The sequence below is a fragment of the Ideonella flava genome (assembly GCF_051857595.1).
Taxonomy (GTDB): domain Bacteria; phylum Pseudomonadota; class Gammaproteobacteria; order Burkholderiales; family Burkholderiaceae_C; genus Ideonella.
In genome coordinates this window covers 184,176-205,265 of the sequence record NZ_JBPZHD010000010.1, presented here as the reverse complement: position 1 = coordinate 205,265, position 21,090 = coordinate 184,176, and the positions used below count along the sequence as shown (strand labels likewise).

Below are 21,090 nucleotides of genomic sequence, written 5' to 3'. Positions count from 1 at the left end.
CCGCGGGGAGGGATGATGAAGATGATGCAAAGCCGGCGCCTTGGCGCAGGACTGTTCCTGGGCCTTTGCCTGTTCCTGAGTGCCTGTGGCGGCGGGTCGAATGACTCGCCCCCGCCGGACGAGCCGACGGCCCTGCCGGCCTCGGTGGCCATCACCAGCGGGGCCCGGCTGGAGGCCGGGACGCCGGTGCAGTTCGCGAGCGACGTGGAGAATCCACCGCCCGGCCTGCAGTTTCACTGGGATTTCGGCGATGGCATGTCGAGCGCCGAGCCGTCTCCGAGCCACCGGTTCCGCGCGCCCGGCGACTACCAGGTCACCCTCACGCTCGGCAACGAGGCGGGACAGACCCGCAGCGCGAGCCAGGCTGTTTCCGTTCGCCGCTTCTCGGTGGTTCAGGGCCTGCCTTGTGCGCAGGCTGATGCCGGCTGGTGCTGGCAGAACCCGCAACCCACCGGCAACTCGATGGAAGACATTCGATTCATCGATGGACAGACGGGGTGGGCCGTCGGTCAGGCAGGCCAGATCCTGAAGACCGTCGATGCAGGGGCGACCTGGTCGGCCCAGGTGTCCAACGTGACGACCGTCTTGAGCAACGTCCGTTTTGCATCCTCCACGGTGGGCTGGGCGGTCGGAAACTCGGGCGTGGTGGTGCGGACCGAAGATGGCGGCCTGACCTGGTCGCGGCAGGCGGGCAGCACGAACGCGGATTTCGGCAGCTCCAGCCTGGAGGTCCTGGACGAGCAACGGGCGATCGTGACTCCCGGCTACTACAGCAGCGCGCGCTACACGCTCGATGGGGGGCAATCGTGGCTGGACGCTTCGCTCCGCCCTGACCAGGTGACCGCAGACGGAACCCTTTGGAAGGTGGAAAGCGGATTCGTGCTCAAGGCCGCCCATCTCGGCGCCGAGCCAGCGGTCGTCTCGTTCAGCGAAGTCTCCGCAGGGCGGTACGTTCGCCAGTTCAGCATGGGCGACACCTCGCACGGGCTCGTCTCCCTCGACGACTTCACCGGAGTTCCCCACTTGCGGCGCACCGTCGACGGTGGGGACACCTGGATGACCGTCCCGGCCACCGGGTTGCCGCAGCGCCCCGACTACCTGAAGCAGTTCGGGCCGAGCGTCGCCTGGTCGGTTGCCGGCGGACAGCTGCTGCGCAGCACGGATGGCGGCCAGTCCTGGCGCCCCGTCAGCGTGCCATCGGACGTCGACCCCTACGAGCTGTATCACGTGACCGCCTACGACGCCGTGACGCTGTGGTTCATCCATGACGGTGGGTGCTACGTCACCGTCGATGGCGGTGCGAGCTGGGCGCTGTTCCGCGTGGACTCCGAGCGCGGCTCGTTCGTGCCGATCGAGCTGCGGGCCACCCCGGCCGGTTGGTGGCTGAGCTATGGCGAACGCGTCTATCGTTCTTCGGACGGCGGGGCCCACTGGACCCAGTCTCTTGGAGGAGCACAGGAAGAAAGCTCCGCCCTGCTGTCAGCCGTCTGGTTCTTCGACAGCCGTCGCGGCCTGGCTGCCGGGCGGGACGGGTGGCTGATGCAGACCGAGGATGGCGGCAAGCACTGGCAACGAAGGACTCTGACGGGAGAGCACACGTATTCGGACCCGCGCCTGCAGTTCATTTCACCGGCACTGGGATGGATGTCGGGACACTGGGGCGTGAGCAAATCCACTGATGGCGGTGCAACGTGGATGACGCCGCTCACGGATGCGCGACTGGCTGGTGTGCTGGACTTTCACTTCGTCGACGCCCGTGAAGGATGGGCTGTGGCCCCGGACGGCAGCATCTTCCACAGCGGCGACGGAGGTGACAGCTGGAGCTGGCTGTCCAGTCTGCCGAGCGCCCGCGCCATCCGCTTCATCGATGCCCAGGTGGGGGTGGTCGCCTGCGATGGCGGTCGTGTCTATCGCACCGTGGATGGCGGAGTCACCTGGAGCGAGCGGCCGGCCGGCGAATACAAGTATCCCGAGCGCATCACGTTCTCCGATGCGAACACCGGATGGATCGTCGGCGGCAACGGCGCCGTGATGGTGTCACGCGATGCGGGGACGACGTGGAGCGACCTGGCCACGCCCACGCAGGTCACCCTCCACGACGTTCGCTTTGCCGACTCGCTGCACGGTTGGATCGTCGGTGACGAAGGCCTGGTGATGTCGACCAGCGATGGTGGCGTGAGCTGGTCCGTCCAGGCCAGCAGTGCTTCACGCTCGTTGCGGGGCGCGTTCTTCCTCGATGCCTATACCGGATGGATAGTCGGCGACGGCGACGCCGTCCTGGCCACGGCCACGGGCGGGCGTTGATCGACCCCTGCGCGCCGGCCAGGGCGCAAGCCGTGTGCTGACGCCTGCGGGTCCGTGCCCCGCCCCTCGGGCGTCAAACATTCGCCAGCAGCAACTTCGTCCAGAGGAAGGGCTGGATCGTGCCCCACCACTTGTCGAACAGGTTCATCGACGCGGTGTGGGTCATGTTGGCCTGGGCGACCGGCGTGCAACTGCCGCCGCCGCCGTTGATGGCCGCGCAGGTGGGCAGCACGTTGCCGGACCAGGTGGCGCCTGTCTCGCTGTCGGTCGGGTTGGCGTGGAAAAGCAGGACCGGAGCGTCGCCGGCCTCGTAGGTCAGCAGTCCGCTGTTGTCGGCGTACTGGTCGATCAGCGTCGCGCCGGTCGTCACGACGGCTTGCACCTTGGAAGAAATGCCGGCGTAGGGCGGATAGGGTGCCGTGCCGCCCAGGGTGTCGGCCTCGACCGCGATCGCCAGGGCCAGGCCGCCTCCGGCAGAAGTGCCGACGATGGCGACTCGAGATGCATCGATGTGATAGGTCGACGCGTTCTTCTTCAGGTAGCGGATGGCATCCATCGCGTCCTCGGCGCCCTGCACGATCGCGGCCTGGCGGCGCTCGGCGCTGGTGGTGTTGTCCGGCGTCAGGCGGTAGTTGATCGAGGCCGTGACGAAACCGGAGCGGGCATAGCTGACCGCATCGCCGACGATGTAGTCATCGTCCTTGTCGCCGCCGTTGTAGCCGCCGCCGTGGATGAACACGACCAGAGGCATGGGCGTGGCGCCCGTTGCGTTGGGCGGCACCCAGACGTTCATGGTCAGGGTCAGCTCGTCGGTGCCGACCTCCTGCGCCTTGCGCGAATCAGAGGTGTACTGCTCGCCGTTCGCATTCGGCCGGCGCGAGTACTCGACGTTGCTGTAGGTCTTGACCTGGGCCGCCTGGTACACGGCCGACTGGAAGAACGCGCCGACACCCTGGGAGCCGTTTCCGCCCCCGCCGCCGCAGGCGGAAAGCAGGCCAAGCACCGAGAACGCCAGGATCGAGACAAAGTTGCGCATGGGGATCAGACGTGATTGGACAGGGCCGATTCTCTCCAGATCCAGCAACGCCCATGCCCACGCGCCGGTTCGCCGTGGTGAGGACCTGTTACGTCAAGTTTTGTGTCCACGGCGCCCCATCCCGGGGCGTCGTCATCACTTCCTCATGAGCGTGCTCTTGCCGAACAGGCTTTCGATCAGGTCGACGGCAATGGTGGCGGTCTTGTTGCGCACGTCCAGCGCCGGGTTCAGCTCCATCACGTCCAGGCTGCCCATGCGGCCGGTGTCGGCGATCATCTCCATGCACAGCTGCGCCTCGCGGTACGTCGGGCCGCCGGGCACCGTCGTGCCGACGCCGGGAGCGACGTCGGGGTCGAGGAAGTCGACGTCGAAGCTGACGTGCAGATGGGTGTTGCTGTCCATCGTGGCCAGCGCGAGCTCCATCGTGTGGCGCATGCCCATCTCGTCGATGTAGCGCATGTCGAACACCTCGAGGCCGACCTCGTGGACGAATTTCTTCTCGCCCGCATCGACCGAGCGGATGCCGATCTGGCGGATCCACTTCGGGTTGATGGCCGGCACCTGGCCACCGATCTCGATCAGCTCCTGCGGGCCGAAGCCGCACAGGCAGGCCACCGGCATGCCGTGGATGTTGCCGCTGGGGGTCAGCTCGTGGGTGTTGAAGTCGGCATGCGCATCCAGCCACAGCACGCGCAGCTTCTTGCCGGCCTCCCGGCAGTGGCGCGCCACCGCGCTGATGGAGCCCAGGCCCAGGCAGTGATCGCCGCCCAGCAGGATGGGCATGCGGCCGCCGGCGAGCTCGCCATGGACGGCCTCGTGGACCAGGCGGTTCCAGGTCACGACCTCATCCAGGTGGCGGTAGCCGCTCACCGGGGCCTGCCAGGGATTGGGCGGGCCGTTGAGGTTGCCGCGGTCGACCACCTCCAGGCCGTGGCTCTCGAGGATGGGGCCGATGTTCGCCACGCGCAGGGCCTCGGGCCCCATGCTGGCACCGCGGGCGCCGGCACCGATGTCGGTCGGCGCGCCTATGAGAGAGACTTTCTTCAGCATGATGGCGGGCATTGTCCGGGGTTGGTGGCCGAGGAGTATGCGTTCAGGGCCGTCTTCGACCGGATTTTCGACGGCGCCCTTGGCGTCACCAGCAATTCACAGGCCGGCCGGGTCCCCGTCGTTGCCGACCTCGTCGTCATCCAGGCCGTAGTCCTCGGCCAGCACGCTCCAGGCCTCCTCGGCCGTCTCGACGAAGCGGAAGAGCTTCTCGTCGCCCGCGCTGATCATGCCGGTCTCGATCAGCAGCTCGAAGTTGATCAGCCGCGTCCAGAACTCGCGCCCGAACATGAGGATGGGCCGGCGCCGGCACTTGCCGGTCTGCATCAGCGTCATCGCCTCGAAGAGTTCGTCCAGGGTCCCGAAGCCGCCAGGGAAGGCCACCAGGGCCACCGAGCGCATCAGGAAGTGCATCTTGCGCAGCGCGAAGTAGTGGAAGCGAAAGCACAGCTCCGGCGTGATGTAGGCGTTCGGCTGCTGCTCGTGCGGCAGGACGATGTTCAGGCCGATGCTCTTGCCGCCGGTCTCGTGCGCGCCGCGGTTGCCGGCTTCCATGATCCCCGGGCCGCCGCCGGTGCACACATAGATCGGCCTCGCCATCCGGCGAGAGCGCTCGGTCACCAGCGCGGCGAAGCGCCGTGCCTCCTCGTAGAAGCGGCTCATGGACAGCTGGGTTTCGGCGCGGCGCACGGCGGCTTCGTCCGCGGCGGCCCGGGCGTCGGCCAGGCGCGATTCGGCCACCTCGCGCGGCGGGATGCGTGCGCTGCCGAAGATCACCACCGTGCTGCGCACCCCCTGCGCCTGCTGGACCATCTCGGGCTTGAGCAGCTCCAGCTGCATGCGGACCGGCCGCAGTTCCGGCTGCAGCAGGAACTCGGTGTCGGTGAAGGCGAGGCGGTAGCTGCTCTCGGGGCCGTCGTACAAGGGCGGCGGTACGGAGACCTGCGCTTCCTCCTCGGCGCTGGGAAAGTTTCGGGCGGTCAGGTCGACGGCGGTGTCCATCTCGTGTCTTGTGCAGAAGAGGGGCGACGAGCTTACTCTCAGCCTGATCGATCAGCGCTGGCCTCGGTCGTCGACGGGCCGCCCCTGGACGACCGATCCCCTCGGGGGACCGACGCCGAAAGGCGGCGTAGGGGCCGAATCAATTGCGGTATGGCGCGCAGACCGGGCAATCCGCCTGCCGCGCCAGGCGGATCTCGTCCCAGCGCATGCTGCGTGCATCCAGCATCAGCAGGCGCCCGGCGAGGGATTCGCCGACGCCGGCCAGCAGCTTCAGGGCCTCGGCCGCCTGCATGGTGCCGACGATGCCGACCAGCGGTGCGAACACGCCCATCAGCGCGCAATGCGCCTCTTCGGTGGTCGCGTCCGGCGGGAAGAGGCAGGCGTAGCAAGGTGCTTCGGCCTGCCGGGTGTCGTAGACCGAGATCTGGCCGTCGAACCGGATGGCGGCGCCGGCCACCAGCGGCTTGCGGTGCTTCACGCAGGCGGCATTGACGGCGTGCCGGGTGGCGAAGTTGTCGCTGCAATCGAGCACGACGTCGGCCTCCGCCACCAGCGTGTCGAGCAATTCGGCGTCGGCCCGGGTGCACAGCGTGCGCACGTCGAGCGTGGGGTTGATGGCCAGCATCGCCGCACGGGCGGATTCGGCCTTGGGCGTGCCGACGCGGGCGAGGTTGTGGGCGATCTGGCGCTGCAGGTTGGTCAGGTCGACCGAGTCGTGGTCGACCAGGGTGATGCGGCCGACGCCAGCGGTGCCCAGGTACAACGCCACCGGCGAGCCCAGGCCTCCGGCGCCTATGACCAACGCATGGGACGCCAGCAGCCGGGCCTGGCCTTCGATGCCGATCTCGTCGAGGAGGATGTGCCGCGAGTAGCGCAGCAGATCGTCGTCGCTCATGGGCGCCGACGACGACGGCTCGGCCCCTTCGGGCGGCCGAAGGGGGCTCACTGCTCGGCGGTCGCCTCGGGCGCGCGCTCGGTCATGGTCTTGCTGACCATCACCGGGCGGTTCTTCAGCCGGTTCAGCGCCTGCGCGAGCTGGAAGTCTTCCGTCGTGCCGAACTCGGGCAGCGGCTTGATCGTGCCGTCCTTGATCTTGGCGGCCTGGTCTTCCAGCTTCTTGCGCGCCTCCTCGCGGGCCTTCTCGCGCGCTTCGTCCTTCTCTTCGCCGTTCATCAGGTGCTTGTCGAGGTCGGCCTCGCGCATGCGCAAGGCGGCGAAGACGTTGCCCTCGGCGGTCTCGTCGAGCCAGACGTCGGGCACGATGCCCTTGGCCTGGATGGAGCGGCCGCTCGGCGTGTAGTAGCGGGCGGTGGTGATCTTCAGGGCCGTGTCGCCCTCCGGGGTGAGCGGGCGCACCGACTGCACCGAGCCCTTGCCGAAGGTCTGCGCGCCCATGACGATGGCGCGGTGGTGATCCTGCAGGGCGCCGGCGACGATCTCGCTGGCCGAGGCCGAGCCTTCGTTCACCAGCACCACCAGCGGCACCGACTTCACCGCCGCGGGGAGGCCGCGCAGCGGGTCATAGCCGCGGCGGGCGTAGATCTCGGGCGAGGCGGTGTAGGTGGCCTTGGCGTCGGGGATCTGGCCGTTGGTGCTGACCACGACGACGTTGGTGGGCAGGAAGGCGGCCGACAGGGCCAGTGCGCCCTCGAGCAGGCCGCCCGGGTCGTTGCGCAGGTCGAGCACCAGTCCCTTGATGTTCGGATCCTGCTTGTACAGGTCTTGCAGCTTGGTCGCGAAGTCCTCGACCGTGCGCTCCTGGAACTGGCTCACGCGCAGCCAGGCGTAACCCGGCTCGACCATCTTGGCGCGCACGCTCTGGGTGAGGATCTCGTCGCGGACGATGGTGACGGTGAAGCTGCGGTTCTCGGCCTTGCGGAAGATGGTGAGCGCCACCTTGGTGTTCTTCTCGCCGCGCATGCGCTTGACCGCCTGGTCCATCGCCAGGCCCTTGACGGCCGTGTCGTCGATCTTGGTGATCAGGTCGCCGGACTTCAGGCCGGCCTTGAAGGCGGGCGAGCCTTCGATCGGGGAGACGACCTTGACGACGCCGTCTTCCATGCCGATCTCGATGCCGACGCCGACGAACTTGCCGCTCACGGCCTCGCGGAATTCCTTGTAGGACTTCCTGTCGAAGTACTGCGAGTGCGGATCGAGGCCGGCAGCCATGCCGGTGAGCGCATCGGTGATGAGTTTCTTCTCGTCGACGGGCTCGACGTAGTCGCTCTTGAGGATCTCGAAGGCCCGCGCCAATTGCTGCATTTCTGCCAGCGGGATGGGCGCGTAGTTGTTGCGGGCGATGGCCGTGAGCTGCATCGTGGTCAACGCGCCGGCCACGGCCCCGAGGGTCAGCAGACCCGTTACTTTCAGTTTGGCACCCATTCGTCCCGCCTTCGTGCGCGCCCCATTCCGGCGGGGCGCATGCCAGGGAAGTATAGGACTCGAGGTATTCCTGAAGTTCCCGTTACCGAAGAAAAGTTGCTTGAACGACGTGGCAAAAGTCGTGAGCGGGCACTTACAAATCGAATTGAAATCGGCTGGCTCGGCAAACCCTAGGGGGTTTCCCTTGCTCGGGGCTCCGGTCGCTGCCGTTGCGGTCCCTGTGTCACGCCGGCAGGCCAAACCGCAGTCTGGGCAACTCCCGGGCCCGCCGGCCGGTTTTGGGTCGGCCGTCCCCTAACCCTGGGGATGGGGACGACCCGGCGTCCGCCGTACGGTCGCGCCTGTACCGCATCCGGCCCGCCACTCCAGGGCCCACGACGAGATCGGCGAGAGGGATTCGCCGGTGAAGCCGCCGATCCGGCGGCCAAGAACCGCGACGCACGCCGGCAGGCGTTGATCGATTCTTCTTCAGCAGGCCGCGCTCGCCGACGCAGCGCGATGAAATGGTTCGTCCCGGTGCTGCCCCAGGCCAGCCGGGCCGCCGGGAGCCGTGCCCATGGACTTCATCGAGCGCTTGTTCGGCTGGTCGCCCGACGACGGCAGCGGACTGTTCGAGTTCCTGCTCTTCGCGATCCCGATCGGCGGCTTGCTGTACCTGGGATGGCGCAAGCGCCAGGCTCGGCAGGCTCGACGCAACCGCAAGGACTGAGCGTCCATGGCCGACTCCGTCGCACCGGAATTCGAGCGCTTCATCGACGCCGAGCGGCGTGCCAAGCGCGTCGCGGCCCTGCCGGGCCGCATGGTCGAGGGCCAGGTCTTCGAGCCGGTCTTCGTCGAGCAGGGGCAGGCGAGCGAGCTGATGCGGGTCGCCGCGCGCCGCGCCGTCGGCTTCTACCGGCCGACCCAGCGCACCGAGGTGGTCTGGGTCGATGGCGACCGCGAGCTGGCGGTGGGCTTCGCGGGGGTCGAGATCAAGATGACCGACGGGCTGCTCGGCGTGTTCATTCCCGTCCGCTGCGACCAGACCGGCCCGGTCGTCATGCAGGTCGCCTTCGCGGTGGGCTCCGCCGGCAAGCCGGGCGGGGTGTTCGCGGCCGCGCACCGCCGCCCCTACGGCCCCGAGCTGATCGTCACCGTCTGGGGTGACGCGCTGGTCGCCTTCGCCTGGCAGTGCGTGCTGGGCCTGGTCAGCCAGATCGCCGGCGCCACCGGCAAGGACGCGCGCGGCAACGTGCTCGTGCCGGTCGAGTTCATGGCCGATGCCAAGGGCCTGCAGATCGTGCCGATGGCGCGCTACCGCTTCAGCGGCTCGAGCGGACTCAAGACATGACTGCCTTCTCCAAGGACGAACTGGGCGTTCTCGGCAACCTGGCCGTCGCGCTGGGCTTGTTCACCGACGAAGGCCCCAACCCGGATTGGTTCAGCCACCCGGAGGCCTCGCTGAAGAAGGTGCTGGCCAACGACGAGCAGCGTGCCGCGCTGATAGCCTTCGTCGACGAGGTCTTGGGCGGGGCCGACCGGACGACGGCCCCCAACGGCGTGATCTGGCTGCCCATCGTCAGCCTCGAGAACCCGGACCTGACACTGTCGTTGACCATCGACGAGCAGGTTTCCAGCAGCCTCCTGCACATTGGCGTGGGGCTGCTGGTGCGCACCAGCAATCCCGACTCCACGAGCTCGATGTCGGTGCCGCTGTTCTGCGCCCGCAAGGGCGACGGAGCGGCGCTCGGAGCGGGCGAGCGCCTGTTGCTGGGCCAGCCCGGCGGCCGCATCCGCCTGGCCACCGGCATCACCATCGACACCGCGCCGCCGGTGCCCGGCCAGGCGCGGCTGGGGGCGATCGGCCTGGAAATGGAGCTGCCGACGGCGGGCGGCGACGCGCCACCGGTCTTCGGCCTGAGCCTGACGGACTTCCAGCTGCCGGGCGCTGCCCAGCCGCAGGACCTGCGCGTGGTGGCCGACGGCACCGACCAGATCGACGACGCCCTGCTCGGGCTGGTCCTGGCGCTGCTGAAGGCCCAGGCGGACGCGCCCGGCGCCGATCCCGCCGTGGTCGCCGTCGGCGGCCTGCTCGGCCTGCGCAGCGGCGATGCGGTGCCCGACTTCCCGCTCGCGCTGCTGCCCACGCAGGGCACGCAGGCGCTGGCGAACTGGGCGCACGGCATCCTCACGACCCAGGCGCAGATGGAGGATTGGGTCGGCTACCTCGCCACGCTGCTCGGCGGCGTCATGGGCAGCCCCCGGGTGGCCTTCGACCTCGGCGGCGATGCCGACCTCGTGCTCGATCTGCTCGTCGACGACGGCCCGTCCGGCCACGCCCGCCTCACGCCGCAGCTGAGCATCCTCCTGGGCGGCGACGACGTCAGCCTCGAGGCACAAGCGGCCCTGTTCCGCATCGACCTCGTCACCGGCCAGGCGCAGGCGCTGCCCTCGCTCGGGGTCTGGGCGGTCGCCGGCAGCCAGGCCAGTCCGCTGGTGGATGTCGCCAACCCCGAGCCACTGCACGTCGATGCGCTGCGCCTGGGTTTCGGCATCGACGAGCAGCGTCGCCTGAACTTCGTGCTCGCCGCCGACAAGGTGCAAGTCGGCGCGCACAGCTACCCGACGCTGGACCTGACCTCGCCCGATGCCCTGATGGACGTGGCCGGCAACGCAGTCGAGGACATCCTCGCCGAGCTGCTCGAGGGTTGTGGCGATGCCGAAGCCGTCGTGCGCTCGCTGCTGGGCCTGAACCCGCCCAACGGCGTGCCGGCCGTCACCATCAGCGCACTGATGGCGGACCCGCTGGCGGCGGTGTCGGGCTACTGGCAGGCTCTCGTGGCGGCGCCGGCGGCGGTCACCCAGGTGCTGGCGCAGGTGCGCGATGCACTGGCCGACGCCAGCGAAGCGATCACCTCCGTCAAGGGCACCGGCAGCCCACTGGACCCGTGGCGCGTGCCGCTGATCGGGCCGCTCGAACTCGAGTTCGCGGCCAGCGGCAGCGCCTTGACGATCGCCCTGGCTGCCACCACCAGCGTCGATGAACTCGGCCAGCACTGCACGGTCGTCGACACTCGCTTCGCCGTGACGCTGGCGCGTATCGACCTGGCGGCCCGCACTGGTGCGCTGATGCCCGGTGTCGAGGCCCTGCTCACCGCTCGCGAGCGGGGCGTCGACCCGCCGCGGGTCACGCTGGCGCTGGGCGACCTTTCCGCCCTGACGGCCGCTGGCGTCGGGCTGCGCCTGGCCTGGTCGCCTGCCTCGGGCCTGGCCGCCGAGCTGGCGGCGCCTGAACTGACACTGCACCGCGGCAGCCTGTCGCTGCCTCTGGCACTTCCGGTGGTCGGCGCCGACGGCCAGGTCAGCCTGCCGCCCGACGCGTGGGAGGGCGTCGAGACGCTGGTGGGCTACCTCGGCGAGTTCGCCGGCGGCTTCTTCGGCCAGCTGATCGATGCGCTGGGCTGGGATATCGATGCGCCCGGGCTGCAGGGGCGGGCCGATTCGGTGCGCCTGCATCTGGCCGACCTGATCGACGATCCGGCCGTGGCCCTCGCGGCCTGGCTGCCACCGCTGGCGATGAGCGAGATGGGGCCGCAGGCCCTTTCACTGCTGGCCGACCTTTTCGCCGGCTCCGGCCCGGTGCGCGGCCTGCTGGCGGGCACCGGCCATCCCGATGATCCGTATCACCTGCACCTGGCCGACGGGCTGCCCGAGGTGGCCGTCTGGTTCCCGCCGCAAGGGCTGGAGCCTCGCCTCGTCGCCGCGCCGCGCGAGCTGCAGCAATGGCGCCCCGGCGACGCGGCCCTGCCGACGGCGACGCTGGCCGCGGCCCTGCAGGCCGAGGCCGAAGTGGCGCCCGAAGTGTTCGACCTCGTCGACGGCCGCGACCTCGCCGCGGGCCTCGAGGCCATGCTGCAGCGCTGGGCGGGTGGCGACGGCCGCGTGCTCGCGCCCGCCAACCCGCCGGCTGGTGTCACCGTGCGCAAGGCCGGCGTTGCGGTCGGTCAGTTGCCGGCGCGGTTGAACCTGCAGGACCTGATCGGCCGCGTGCCGACCACCGCGCTCTTCGTCGCGCTGAAGAGTGACGCGGCAGCGGCGACTTGGCTCGCGGCAGTGCCGGCGAGTCACATCGTCGACCTGAGCGCGCCTGGCCTGGACGCCAGCATGTTCACTGCGCCGGCGGCCGCCACGGGCGATTGGCTCGTGCTGCTCGCGGGCCGCGCTGATGCGAAAGTGCCTGGCAGCGCGACCGACGGTACGCCGGAGCAGGCCGCACGGCTGCACCGGGTGCTGGAGGTGCTGGCTGATGTCAGCACTGACATCGCGGTCGTCGCCTTGGCCGGGGCCGGCCATGCCGCACGCCTCGCGGCCGAGGATTGGACCGAGGTCACCGACCTCGTGACGCTCGGCACGCCGCTGGGCGCAATCTCGCTGACGGCGATCTCGAGCCAGCCGACGGCGGATGCACTGCGCCTGCTGCACCGCCTGCTGCCGACGCCGCCAGACCTCGCGTCCGGCGACATTCCCGAGGACGACGACCTCGCCCTCGGCCGCGCCCTCGTCAACTCGATGATGGAGCTGACGACCGTGGCCGATGCCGGCGTGGAGCTGCGCCTGCCGGTACATGCCCCGCCGGCGCCGCGCGCGGGGCTGAACCTCGTCGCGGTGTTCGGCGCGGTCACCGAATCGCAGGTCGGCCGCGCGATGACATCGATCGTCGCCGCCGGCCTGGCGGAGCGCGCCCGTGCGCGGGCGGCCCAGCCGCTGCCCGAACCGACCGGCGTGCAGGCCGGCCTGCGCTACGTGCTGGCGCCGGACGACACCGGCAGCCTGCGCGTGCGGGGCGATGCGCTGCTGACCCTTTTCAGCTACGACGCCGAGGCCGAGGCGATCGACACCACGCCGCAGCTACGTACACGGCTGCGTCTGTCGGATAGGCTCGGCTGGCTGGCCGCGACGCCCGAGCTGGAGCTGCGCCAGTTGAGCGCCGAGCTGCGCTTGCCGCTGGACGGCAGCAGCACGGGGCGGGGCCGCATCACGCTGCTGGACGGGCGCGTGTTCGGCTCGTCCTGGGAGCGGCTCGTCGCGGGCAACACACCGGATGCGGTACCGCTGTTGCCGGAGGCGCGCAGCTTGCTCGCGGCGGCTGCCCAGCGCCTGACGGCCGACGCGGCGGGCGCGTCTTCGCTCGCCTTGCGGCAGCTCTTCGCTGCGCTGGGAGTGGTCGCACCTGACGGCAGCCTGGTCGGCGATGCGGTCGACCAGTTCTGCCATGACCCTGGGGGTCTGGTGCGTCAACGCCTGAGCCAGCAACAAGCCGCGATCTCGGCGGCCATCAGCGGGCTGCTCGGGCCGCTCGGCGCCGACATCGACCTGCAGACGCAAACCGTCCAGCTCCACGGCGGCAGCGATGCCCACGGCCGCTTCGGCTGGCAGTCCAACCTCGGCTTCTCGCCCTCGACCGGGCTCACCGGTCAGCTGTGGTTCGGCCCCTCGACGCCCGTGCAGCCCACAGGCAGCCTGCAACTGGTGGCCGACCTGAACCCGCTGCAGATCACGCTGCACTGGCAGCAGGGCGGTGGCGGCACCGAGGCCATCCCGCTCTGGCCGCAGCCCGATGCGCAGGCCATCGCACGCGCCATCGCCAAGGCGGCGCCGAGCCTGGGCGGCCATGCGGCACTGGAGCTGATGCGCGGGGCCGACGAAGCGGCGCGCCCGGTCATCGACGCGGTGCTGGATGCCCTCGGCCTGCTGCGCGGGGCAGCCGGCGATGCCGAGCGTGCCCTGCGCCCGCTGGCGGGCCTGCTGTCCGACCCGGCGGGCTGGCTGCGCAGTGCCGATTCGCTGGCCGCCAACCCCGGCAAGATCCAGGGCCTGTTCGACGCGCTGCGCCCGCTGCTGGGCGTGGGTGGTGCACCGGGCTCGCCGGTGCCGCTGGCCAACGGCGTGTCACTCAGCGTGGTGGCCGACGGGCCCGGCGCACGGCTGTCGTTCGATGTGGATCCGACGGCCTGGGCCGCGCCCAACGGCATCGCGGGCCGGCTCGCGGCGGGCGTCGGCGCTTCGCTGAAGCTGGGCCCGTCCGGCCCGCCCACGCTGGGCCTCGCGGCGCACGTCGGGTTGACCGGCGCTCCCTCCGGCAAGCAGGCGATCCACGCGCTGCTGCAGGCGGGCGGCGGCGCGCCGTCGCTGCAGTTGTTCCTGCGTCCCGCCAGCGGCGCCGACATCCCGCTGCTGCCCTTCGCCGGCCTGGGCTCGCTCGCCGGCCTCGCGCAAGCGGCCTTGCCCTTCGTGCTGGACAAGATCGTCGAGCAAGGCGGCACGGCCGGCTCGCTGGTGGCGCAGGTCGGCGACGTGATGGGCTTGCGCGACGACACGCCGAAGTTCGACGGCGCGGCGCTGCAGGCCTGGGCCGCGAACCCGGTCGCGGCGCTCGGGATGGTGACGAGCCAGCTGAACACGCTCGTCACGCCGCTCAACAACCTCCTGCAGCCCCTGGGCGGCATCACGGTCACCGGAGCCAGCGACGAACTGAGCCTGACGGTCAACGGCTTCACGCTCGGGTGGAACGCGACCGACAAGGCGGTGAGCCTGGGCGGCGCGAACATTCCGGTGCCCGGGATCGACAAGATCAGCTTCCTGGTGACGGTGAACCACACCGGCCTGAAGGAGCTGAGCGCCACGCTCGGGCCGGCGGCCATCGATGCCGGCGGCGTCACGATCCGGCCCTACCTGACGGTGGCGGCCGGCACGGATCCGGAAGGCGACCGCCGCGTCGCCGTCGGCATGGCGCTGGACGACAACCGGCGCTTCGCCCTGCGCTGGCTGCTGGACACGCAGCAGGTGGCGCTGGTCTCCAGCACCGGAGCCTTGCCGAACCCGGCCGAGATCGCCAACGCCGCGCAGGTGGCCGCGCGCATCGTCGAGGTCGTGGCCGACCTGGTGGCGGCCGTGGCGATGGCGCAGCAGCCGGTCGAGGACCTGCTGGACACCGCCGTCGGCACCGCGAACAAGAAGGTGCGCGACCTGCTGGCCGGCGTGCTGCTCGACCAGAACGACACCCACCAGCTCATCCCGGGACTTTTCGATCCGCTGCCCGCCACCTGGCTCGGCCGGCTGCACCAGCTCTTCGTCAACCTGGCCGGCGCGGCCATCACCATAGACGTCGGCGACTTCAACGTCGCCATCACCACCGACCCGACGGTCAACGCCATCGGCGTGCAGGTGGGCGTCACGGATCGCTTCGAGCTGCTCACCGGCGACGTGATGCTCTGGCTGGAGAACGACGACAGCTGGATCACGCCCAACCCGCCGGGAAACGGCGGCCTGTTCGTCGGCATGCTGGATTCGAACGGCGCGGCCTTCAAGCCTTGCCTGGCCGTCAACGGCCTCGGCCTGCGGGTGGGCAAGAGCTCTGGGCCGTTGCTGGACATCGGCCTGTCGCTCGATTCCATCGCGCTGCACGCTTTCGCGGGCATCGACGCGACCGGTGCGCACAGCGGTGGCGTGCAGCTGCAGTTCTCGAACCTCGCGGTTTCAGCCAGCGGGGCGCAGGGCAGCAACGGCATCGCGCAGGGCGTGATGAAGGACACCGGCCCGACGCCGCCCAAGCCCGCCTTCTCGCCGGCGCTGGCGATCCAGGTGCACCAGGGCAGCGGGGTGAAGGTGACGCTGCGCGCCGGCGACCCGCCGGGCCCGTGGTGGATCGCGATCCAGAAGGGCTTCGGCCCGCTGTACCTGGAGCAGATCGGCTTCGGCGCCACCGAGATCAACGGCCGCATCGAACGCATCTCGCTGCTGATGGACGGCTCGGTCTCGATGTTCGGCCTGACCTGCGCGGTGGACGACCTGCAGATCACCTACCTCACGACCGACGGCGACTTCTTCAACGCCGCCAACTGGCAGGTGGACCTGGCGGGCCTCGCCGTCTCGGCGGACATGGCGGGCGTGCAGATCGCCGGGGGCCTGCTCAAGCAGACCACGCCGGTCGGCATCGAGTACCTCGGCATGCTGCTGGGCCGTTTCGGTGTCTACGGCCTGACGATCTACGGCGGCTACGGCGAGGGCAACGTCAACGGCGAGAAGTTCACCGCCTTCTTCGCGGTGGGGGCGGTCATCGGCCCGATCGGCGGGCCGCCGGCCTTCTTCCTCACCGGCATCGGCGGCGGCCTGGGCATCAACCGCCGGCTGGTGGTGCCGACCGACCTGTCGAACTTCGGCGACTACCCGCTGATCCAGGCGCTGGACATCGCGGCCAAGCCGCAGGACCCGATGACCCAGCTGCGCTCGCTGGGCCAGTACTTCCCGATGCAGAAGGGCACCTTCTGGTTCGCGGCCGGGGTGTCCTTCAACAGCTTCGCCCTGGTCGACGGCATCGCGGTGCTCGGCATCCAGGTGGGCGACGGCCTCGACATCAACCTGCTGGGCCTGGCCCGCATGGCGCTGCCGCGGCCGCAGGTGGCGCTGGTGTCGATAGAACTCGCGCTGCTGGTGCGCTTCTCGAGCAGCGAGGGCGTGCTGTGGGTGCAGGGGCAACTGACCGACAACTCCTGGATCCTCTACCCCGACATCAAGCTCACCGGCGGGTTCGCCTACGTGATCTGGTTCAAGGGCGAGCACCAGGGCGAGTTCGTCCTGACGCTGGGCGGCTACCACCCCGACTTCCACCGCGAAGGCTATCCGGTGGTGCCGCGCCTGGGCCTGCGCTGGAGCATCGGCGACGCGATCGTCATCAAGTCGGGCAGCTACTTCGCGCTGACCTCCGAGGCGGTGATGGCCGGCGGCGATTTCGAAGCCTCGGCCCACTTCGGGCCGGCCTGGGCCGAGCTGAAGTGGGGCGCCCACGGGATCATCTACTTCGACCCCTTCCACTACCACGTCAACGCCTACGTCAGCATCGCGGCCGGTGTCACCATCGACACCTGGATCTTCGGCGAGGTGACGATCTCGGTTCACCTGGGCGCGCGGCTGGACGTGACGGGGCCGGACTTCCACGGCGTGGCCACCTTCGAGGTGGGCCCGATCGAGTTGAGCGTCGAGTTCGGCGGGCCCGAGAAGTCCTCGCACGTGCCGATCAGCGGCCAGGCCTTCATCACCAAGTACCTCGACGCCGGCGACAACAGCGAGGCGGACATCCATGCGCTGATGACCTCGTTCGGCGCCACGCCCTCCAAGGGCGGCGACGAGGCGACGCCAGACGGATCGGCGGCGAAGCCCTTCGTGGTCGTCTGCGAATTCGGCCTGACCTTCACCAGCACGGTGCCGGCCACGAGCGTCCGGCGGGCGAGCAACAACGGCAACGTCGACACGCAACACGCGCCGAGCAAGATCCTCGGCGTGGCGCCCATGGACGACTTCGAGAAGGCGCCCGACATCGTCCTGAACCCGCAGATCGTGCTGACGTGGCAGCGCGCGGGCGCCACCGAGGCCTTCCCGTTCGAGGTCGCGCCGCGGCCCTTCGGCCGCTTCCCGTACGGCGTGTGGGGCCCGCCGCAGGACCAGAACAACCGCAAGGTGCCCCAGGCCGAGATGGTCGAGGCGCTGAACGAGCTGTCGCTGTCCAGCACCGCCACGCCCTCGCCGGGCGGGCCGGAGATTGCCTACTTCCAGGTCGAGACCGGGCCGCGCAAGCCCTTGCCCTTCACCCGCCGCGCCGTCGATGCGGCGCAGGTGAAGGCCAGCGCGAAGGCGGTGTCCGACCTCGTCACCGAGCCTGCCAGCGTGAGCGCTGCCTTCGAGAACGCGGGCCGCTTCATGGCCGGCACCGTAACCCCGACGGCCCTGGCCGCGCTGCGCGGCGAGCGCCAGGCGCCGCCCTTGCTGGGCACGCTGACCCAAGGCCTGGATGACACCGCCCTGACGACCATCCCGGGCGTCGCGACGAGGCCTCCCGGCAAGGTCTACGACCACTTCATCGACCCGCCGGTGGCCGTGGGCCTGCTCTCGGGCGTGAGCGCCAACCTGCGCGTCGCGCCGCCGGCCCGCACGACGGTGCGCGACTCGGCGCGCGCCTGGCGGGTGGCGCCGCCGACGCTGGCCTCGGTCGAGGCGCAGCGCAGCGCGTCCATCGCGGCGCGGCTCGCGCTCGCCGACGTGCCCGCCGCGATGCAGGGCCGCACCGGCACCCTGTTGGGCGTCGCGGCCGTGCCACCCAGCGGCGTCGCTCACGCCGCGCCTGCCATCGTCGCGCGGCCGGGGGCCGGCGGCAGCGAGTCGCTCGGCCAGTTCAGCGCCGGCCTGGTGCAGGCGGGCCTGAACCTCCAGCGTGGCGCCAAGGCTGTCGGCCGGGCCGAGGTGCCGCCGGCCGCCTCGGTGCTGGTGCCGGGCCAGATGGTGGTGATGAAACTGCCGAACGCGCGCGCCGATGCGGCGATCGGCGCCGAGCGGCCGCAACTCGGCGTGAACGGTGCGCCGGCCCGAGTGGTGCTGCTGGGCCATGGGGGCGTGCTGCTGGCCGACCGGCTCATCGGCGGCGAGGGCAACGCGCCGTCGCTGCCGATCACGCAGGGCGCCGAGCGCATCGCGGCCATCGCCCAGGGCCTGGCCAGCCGCGAAGGGCTGGCGCCCGCCGGAGCCGGTCTGCTCGGCTGGCATGCCGGCCTGCAGATGCCGTACCTCGGCTGGGCCACGGCGCTCGGCCCGGGCTGCGTCGTCAAGGCGCACACGACGCCGCTGAAGATGCACCGCGAGAGGCGCGACGCGGGCTGGGTGGGCGGCGCCGAACTCGCCCGCGGCACCAGCACCGTCGTCACGAGCTTCAGCGACGCGCCCAACGTCGTGGTGGTGGTGCTCGACGATCCGGCCGCCTTCGGCCACCAGCCGACGGGCCGGCAACTGCTGCTGGGCCTCGGCGGTGCCGAACGCTTGCGTGACGCCGCGGGCCGCGAAGTGCCGCCGCAGCTGCTGGCGATGGAGAACCGCAGCGTGCTGGCCTACGAGATCGTGCCCGAGGGCGACAGGCCGGTGGTCGTGACCATCGCCACCGACGAGGGCTGGTCGCTGGTCGGCGTGATGGCCTCGGCCGAGCTCGATGCCAAGGGCGCGATCGCATTGATTTCGGCGCGCGGCCTGGATGCGGCGCTGCAGCCCTTCTCGCAAGGCGTGGCCGGCGGTCCCGGAAGCCAGCTCGTCTGGCTGGGGCCGACGCGCACCGAGGGCGAACGCAAGCTGGCCAAGACCCGCGCGCAGGGCCGCCAGCCGGCACTGGCCGCGGCGGTGGCGTCTTCGGTGGTTTCCGCGGCCACCGGCGCTCCGGCATCGCCGCGCACGGCGTCACGAGGAAGGAAACGCTGATGCCCAAGACCGGCTATTTCGTATTGCACGCCAACGTCAAGCCCAAGGTCACCGCGGGCTCCTACGACCTGGTGACAGAGCAGACGGGGCTGCCCTTCGACGTGGCCACCGAACATACCCACATCAAGGTGAGCTCGCCGCGCTACACCATGCCGACGGACCAGATCCTGTCGACCTTCCCGCCCGCCAATGCCGAAGGCGCATTCGGCGACCGGCTGCCGCAGATCGTGCTCAAGCGGCGCACGCTGCCGTGGGAGCGCAACCCCGAAGAGAAGTCGCAGACCTCGGACACGCCGTGGCTCGCGCTGGTGGTGGTGGCCGAGGGCGAGGCGCAGCTGTCGACGGCGACCGCAGTGGCGAACTGCATGACGCCGGCCATCCCGCTGCTGGAGCCGAGCGACCAGGACGTCGACCAGGGCCTGTACCTCGCGGTGACCGAGACGGTGGTCAACAAGATCTTCCCGACCATCGAGGACCTGCCGCTGCTGACGCACGTGCGCGAGGTCGACATCAACGACACCGAGCTGGCCAATGGCGACGACGACGGCTGGCTGGCGGTCGTGCTGGCCAACCGGCTGCCGGTGTTCGACAAGGCCAACGGCAAGCCGGTGCGCTACATGGCGTGCCTGGTCAACGTGGAGGCGCAGCTGCCGCACCTGGCCAAGCCGCAGGCGGCGGTGGACGAATTCACTTTCGAGCTGGCGCAGGACTGGCGCGTGCTGGCCACGCTGGACCCGAAGATCGGCGTCGACCCGCGGGTGATGGGTGGCGTCGACATCGGCGGCCTCGCGTTGCCGGCGCAAGGGCTGCAGCAGCACGGAGCGCGCGCGTCGCGGTCGTCCAGGTCGGCCAAGGCCGCGAAGGTGCAGGGCGCCCAGCAGTTCGCCGCCGGCTCGCTGCCGCGCGCTGGTGGCGGCCTCGACGGGGCGGCCTCGATGAAGGAGCCGGCCTACGCCAACCAGTGGAAGCAGGTGACGCAGGAAGTGAACGCAGCGGCGCTGGACCCGAACGCCAAGGTGCTGGTGCGCGACACCATGGCCGCCGGCTTCCGCCTGCCGATCGAGGTCTTCGCGCTGGAGACGGTGTACCGCTTCCCGGTGCTGGCGCACTGGTCCTTCACGACCACCGAGGGCGCGACCTTCGAGACCCTGATGCAGGGCCTGGACGTCGGCCTGCTCGGCACCCTGCCCGAGGCCGACCCCAAGGCGCCGCCCGCGGCCCGGCCGCCACCCGAGGTGGTCGAGACCGGCCACATCGGCCTGGATCACCGCACCCGCCGCGGCGATGCGTCCCGTGCCTGGTACCGGGGGCCGATGGTGCCCTTCCCGATGCTGCGCGACGGCGACAGCGGCAAGCCGCTGCTGGCCCACGCGTCAGACCAACTGCGTCGCGTGGTGCCCGACGGCCGCGAGGATCTCGCCCTGGCCGCGGCCTTCGAGATCGGCCGCTTGCTGGCGCTGTCGCAGCTTTCCATCGTCTCGGCACTGCTGCGCTTTCGCAACGAGCAGTTCGGCATCGCCCGCCTGCGCGAGACGCTCAGCCATGTCATCCCCTACAAGCTGCCGGAGCTGGTCGACTCGCGCATCGACTTCGGCCGCTTCGTGGCCATGCAGTTCATCGGCGACCTGGTCGTCAACCCCGAGACCATGTTGGGCCCGCGCCGCCCGGTGGCCGACCCGGGGCGCGAGTTGAAGATCGACGGCGACCTGGATGCGGTGATCGCCGCGGGCCTGGGCATCGACCTCGCCGCCATGAACAAGCTGGCCGATCAGGTCGGCGTGCTGGGCGCGGTGGCGCGCACGCCGGTGTCGGTGGCCGCGGCGACGGACGGCCTGACGCCGGCCCTGGTGGCCGATCTGCACGCGACGCTGGATGCGAGCCTGGCCGGCGTGCTGAACGTGGCGATCCCGCAGCAGAAGCTGCAGGTGCCCAAGGGCGCCAGGGTGGCCAAGGGTGCGCGTCCGGCCCAGGCACAGCCCGATGCGCTCGATGCTCTGATCAGCCGCGGCGAGGCGCGCCACGACGAGAAGGAATCCAAGGGCTCATGA

At 70.4% G+C, this 21,090-nt stretch carries 10 protein-coding genes; 5 read left to right on the top strand and 5 right to left on the bottom strand.

Translation table 11 applies throughout. From position 1 onward, the window contains the following. The first annotated feature begins 15 nt into the window (after positions 1-15). A complete protein-coding gene (locus tag ACS5PM_RS22285; RefSeq protein WP_439389897.1) occupies positions 16-2,304 on the top strand; it encodes a YCF48-related protein in 2,289 nt (762 codons plus the stop codon). Between the two features lie 73 nt (positions 2,305-2,377). Here the strand turns inward: ACS5PM_RS22285 and ACS5PM_RS22280 are convergent, their stop codons facing one another. The 5 genes from ACS5PM_RS22280 to ACS5PM_RS22260 form a co-directional block, all read right to left on the bottom strand. Continuing rightward, a complete protein-coding gene (locus ACS5PM_RS22280) occupies positions 2,378-3,340 on the bottom strand; it encodes an alpha/beta hydrolase fold domain-containing protein (protein WP_439389896.1) in 963 nt (320 codons plus the stop codon). 135 nt (positions 3,341-3,475) lie between these two features. Next, positions 3,476-4,390 (bottom strand): arginase, encoded by a 915-nt coding sequence (rocF, locus tag ACS5PM_RS22275; protein WP_439389895.1) that lies wholly within the window; start codon positions 4,388-4,390, stop codon positions 3,476-3,478. 96 nt (positions 4,391-4,486) lie between these two features. Then, positions 4,487-5,389, bottom strand: a complete 903-nt coding sequence (locus ACS5PM_RS22270; protein ID WP_439389894.1) for an LOG family protein — start codon at positions 5,387-5,389, stop codon at positions 4,487-4,489. Positions 5,390-5,528: 139 nt separating this feature from the next. Beyond that, positions 5,529-6,284, bottom strand: coding sequence for a HesA/MoeB/ThiF family protein (locus ACS5PM_RS22265; RefSeq protein WP_439389893.1), 756 nt, complete (start codon positions 6,282-6,284; stop codon positions 5,529-5,531). A gap of 47 nt (positions 6,285-6,331) precedes the next feature. Then, positions 6,332-7,771 carry a S41 family peptidase gene (locus ACS5PM_RS22260; RefSeq protein WP_439389892.1) on the bottom strand — a complete coding sequence of 480 codons (1,440 nt, stop codon included), beginning with the start codon at positions 7,769-7,771 and terminating at the stop codon, positions 6,332-6,334. Positions 7,772-8,327: 556 nt separating this feature from the next. Here ACS5PM_RS22260 and ACS5PM_RS22255 point away from each other — a divergent pair. From ACS5PM_RS22255 to ACS5PM_RS22240, 4 genes are read left to right on the top strand one after another with little or no spacing between them, the layout of a single operon-like run. Beyond that, on the top strand, positions 8,328-8,480 hold the full coding sequence (locus ACS5PM_RS22255; RefSeq protein WP_439389891.1) for a hypothetical protein: 153 nt from the start codon (positions 8,328-8,330) through the stop codon (positions 8,478-8,480). Between the two features lie 6 nt (positions 8,481-8,486). Then, complete coding sequence (locus ACS5PM_RS22250) at positions 8,487-9,101, top strand: hypothetical protein (RefSeq protein ID WP_439389890.1); 615 nt, start codon at positions 8,487-8,489, stop codon at positions 9,099-9,101. Next, positions 9,098-19,042, top strand: coding sequence for a DUF6603 domain-containing protein (locus ACS5PM_RS22245; RefSeq protein ID WP_439389889.1), 9,945 nt, complete (start codon positions 9,098-9,100; stop codon positions 19,040-19,042). Before ACS5PM_RS22250 ends, ACS5PM_RS22245 begins: the two co-directional genes overlap by 4 nt. Further along, positions 19,042-21,090: a hypothetical protein gene (locus ACS5PM_RS22240; protein ID WP_439389888.1), complete on the top strand. Its 2,049-nt coding sequence runs from the start codon at positions 19,042-19,044 to the stop codon at positions 21,088-21,090. The genes ACS5PM_RS22245 and ACS5PM_RS22240 overlap by 1 nt, the downstream gene beginning before the upstream one ends.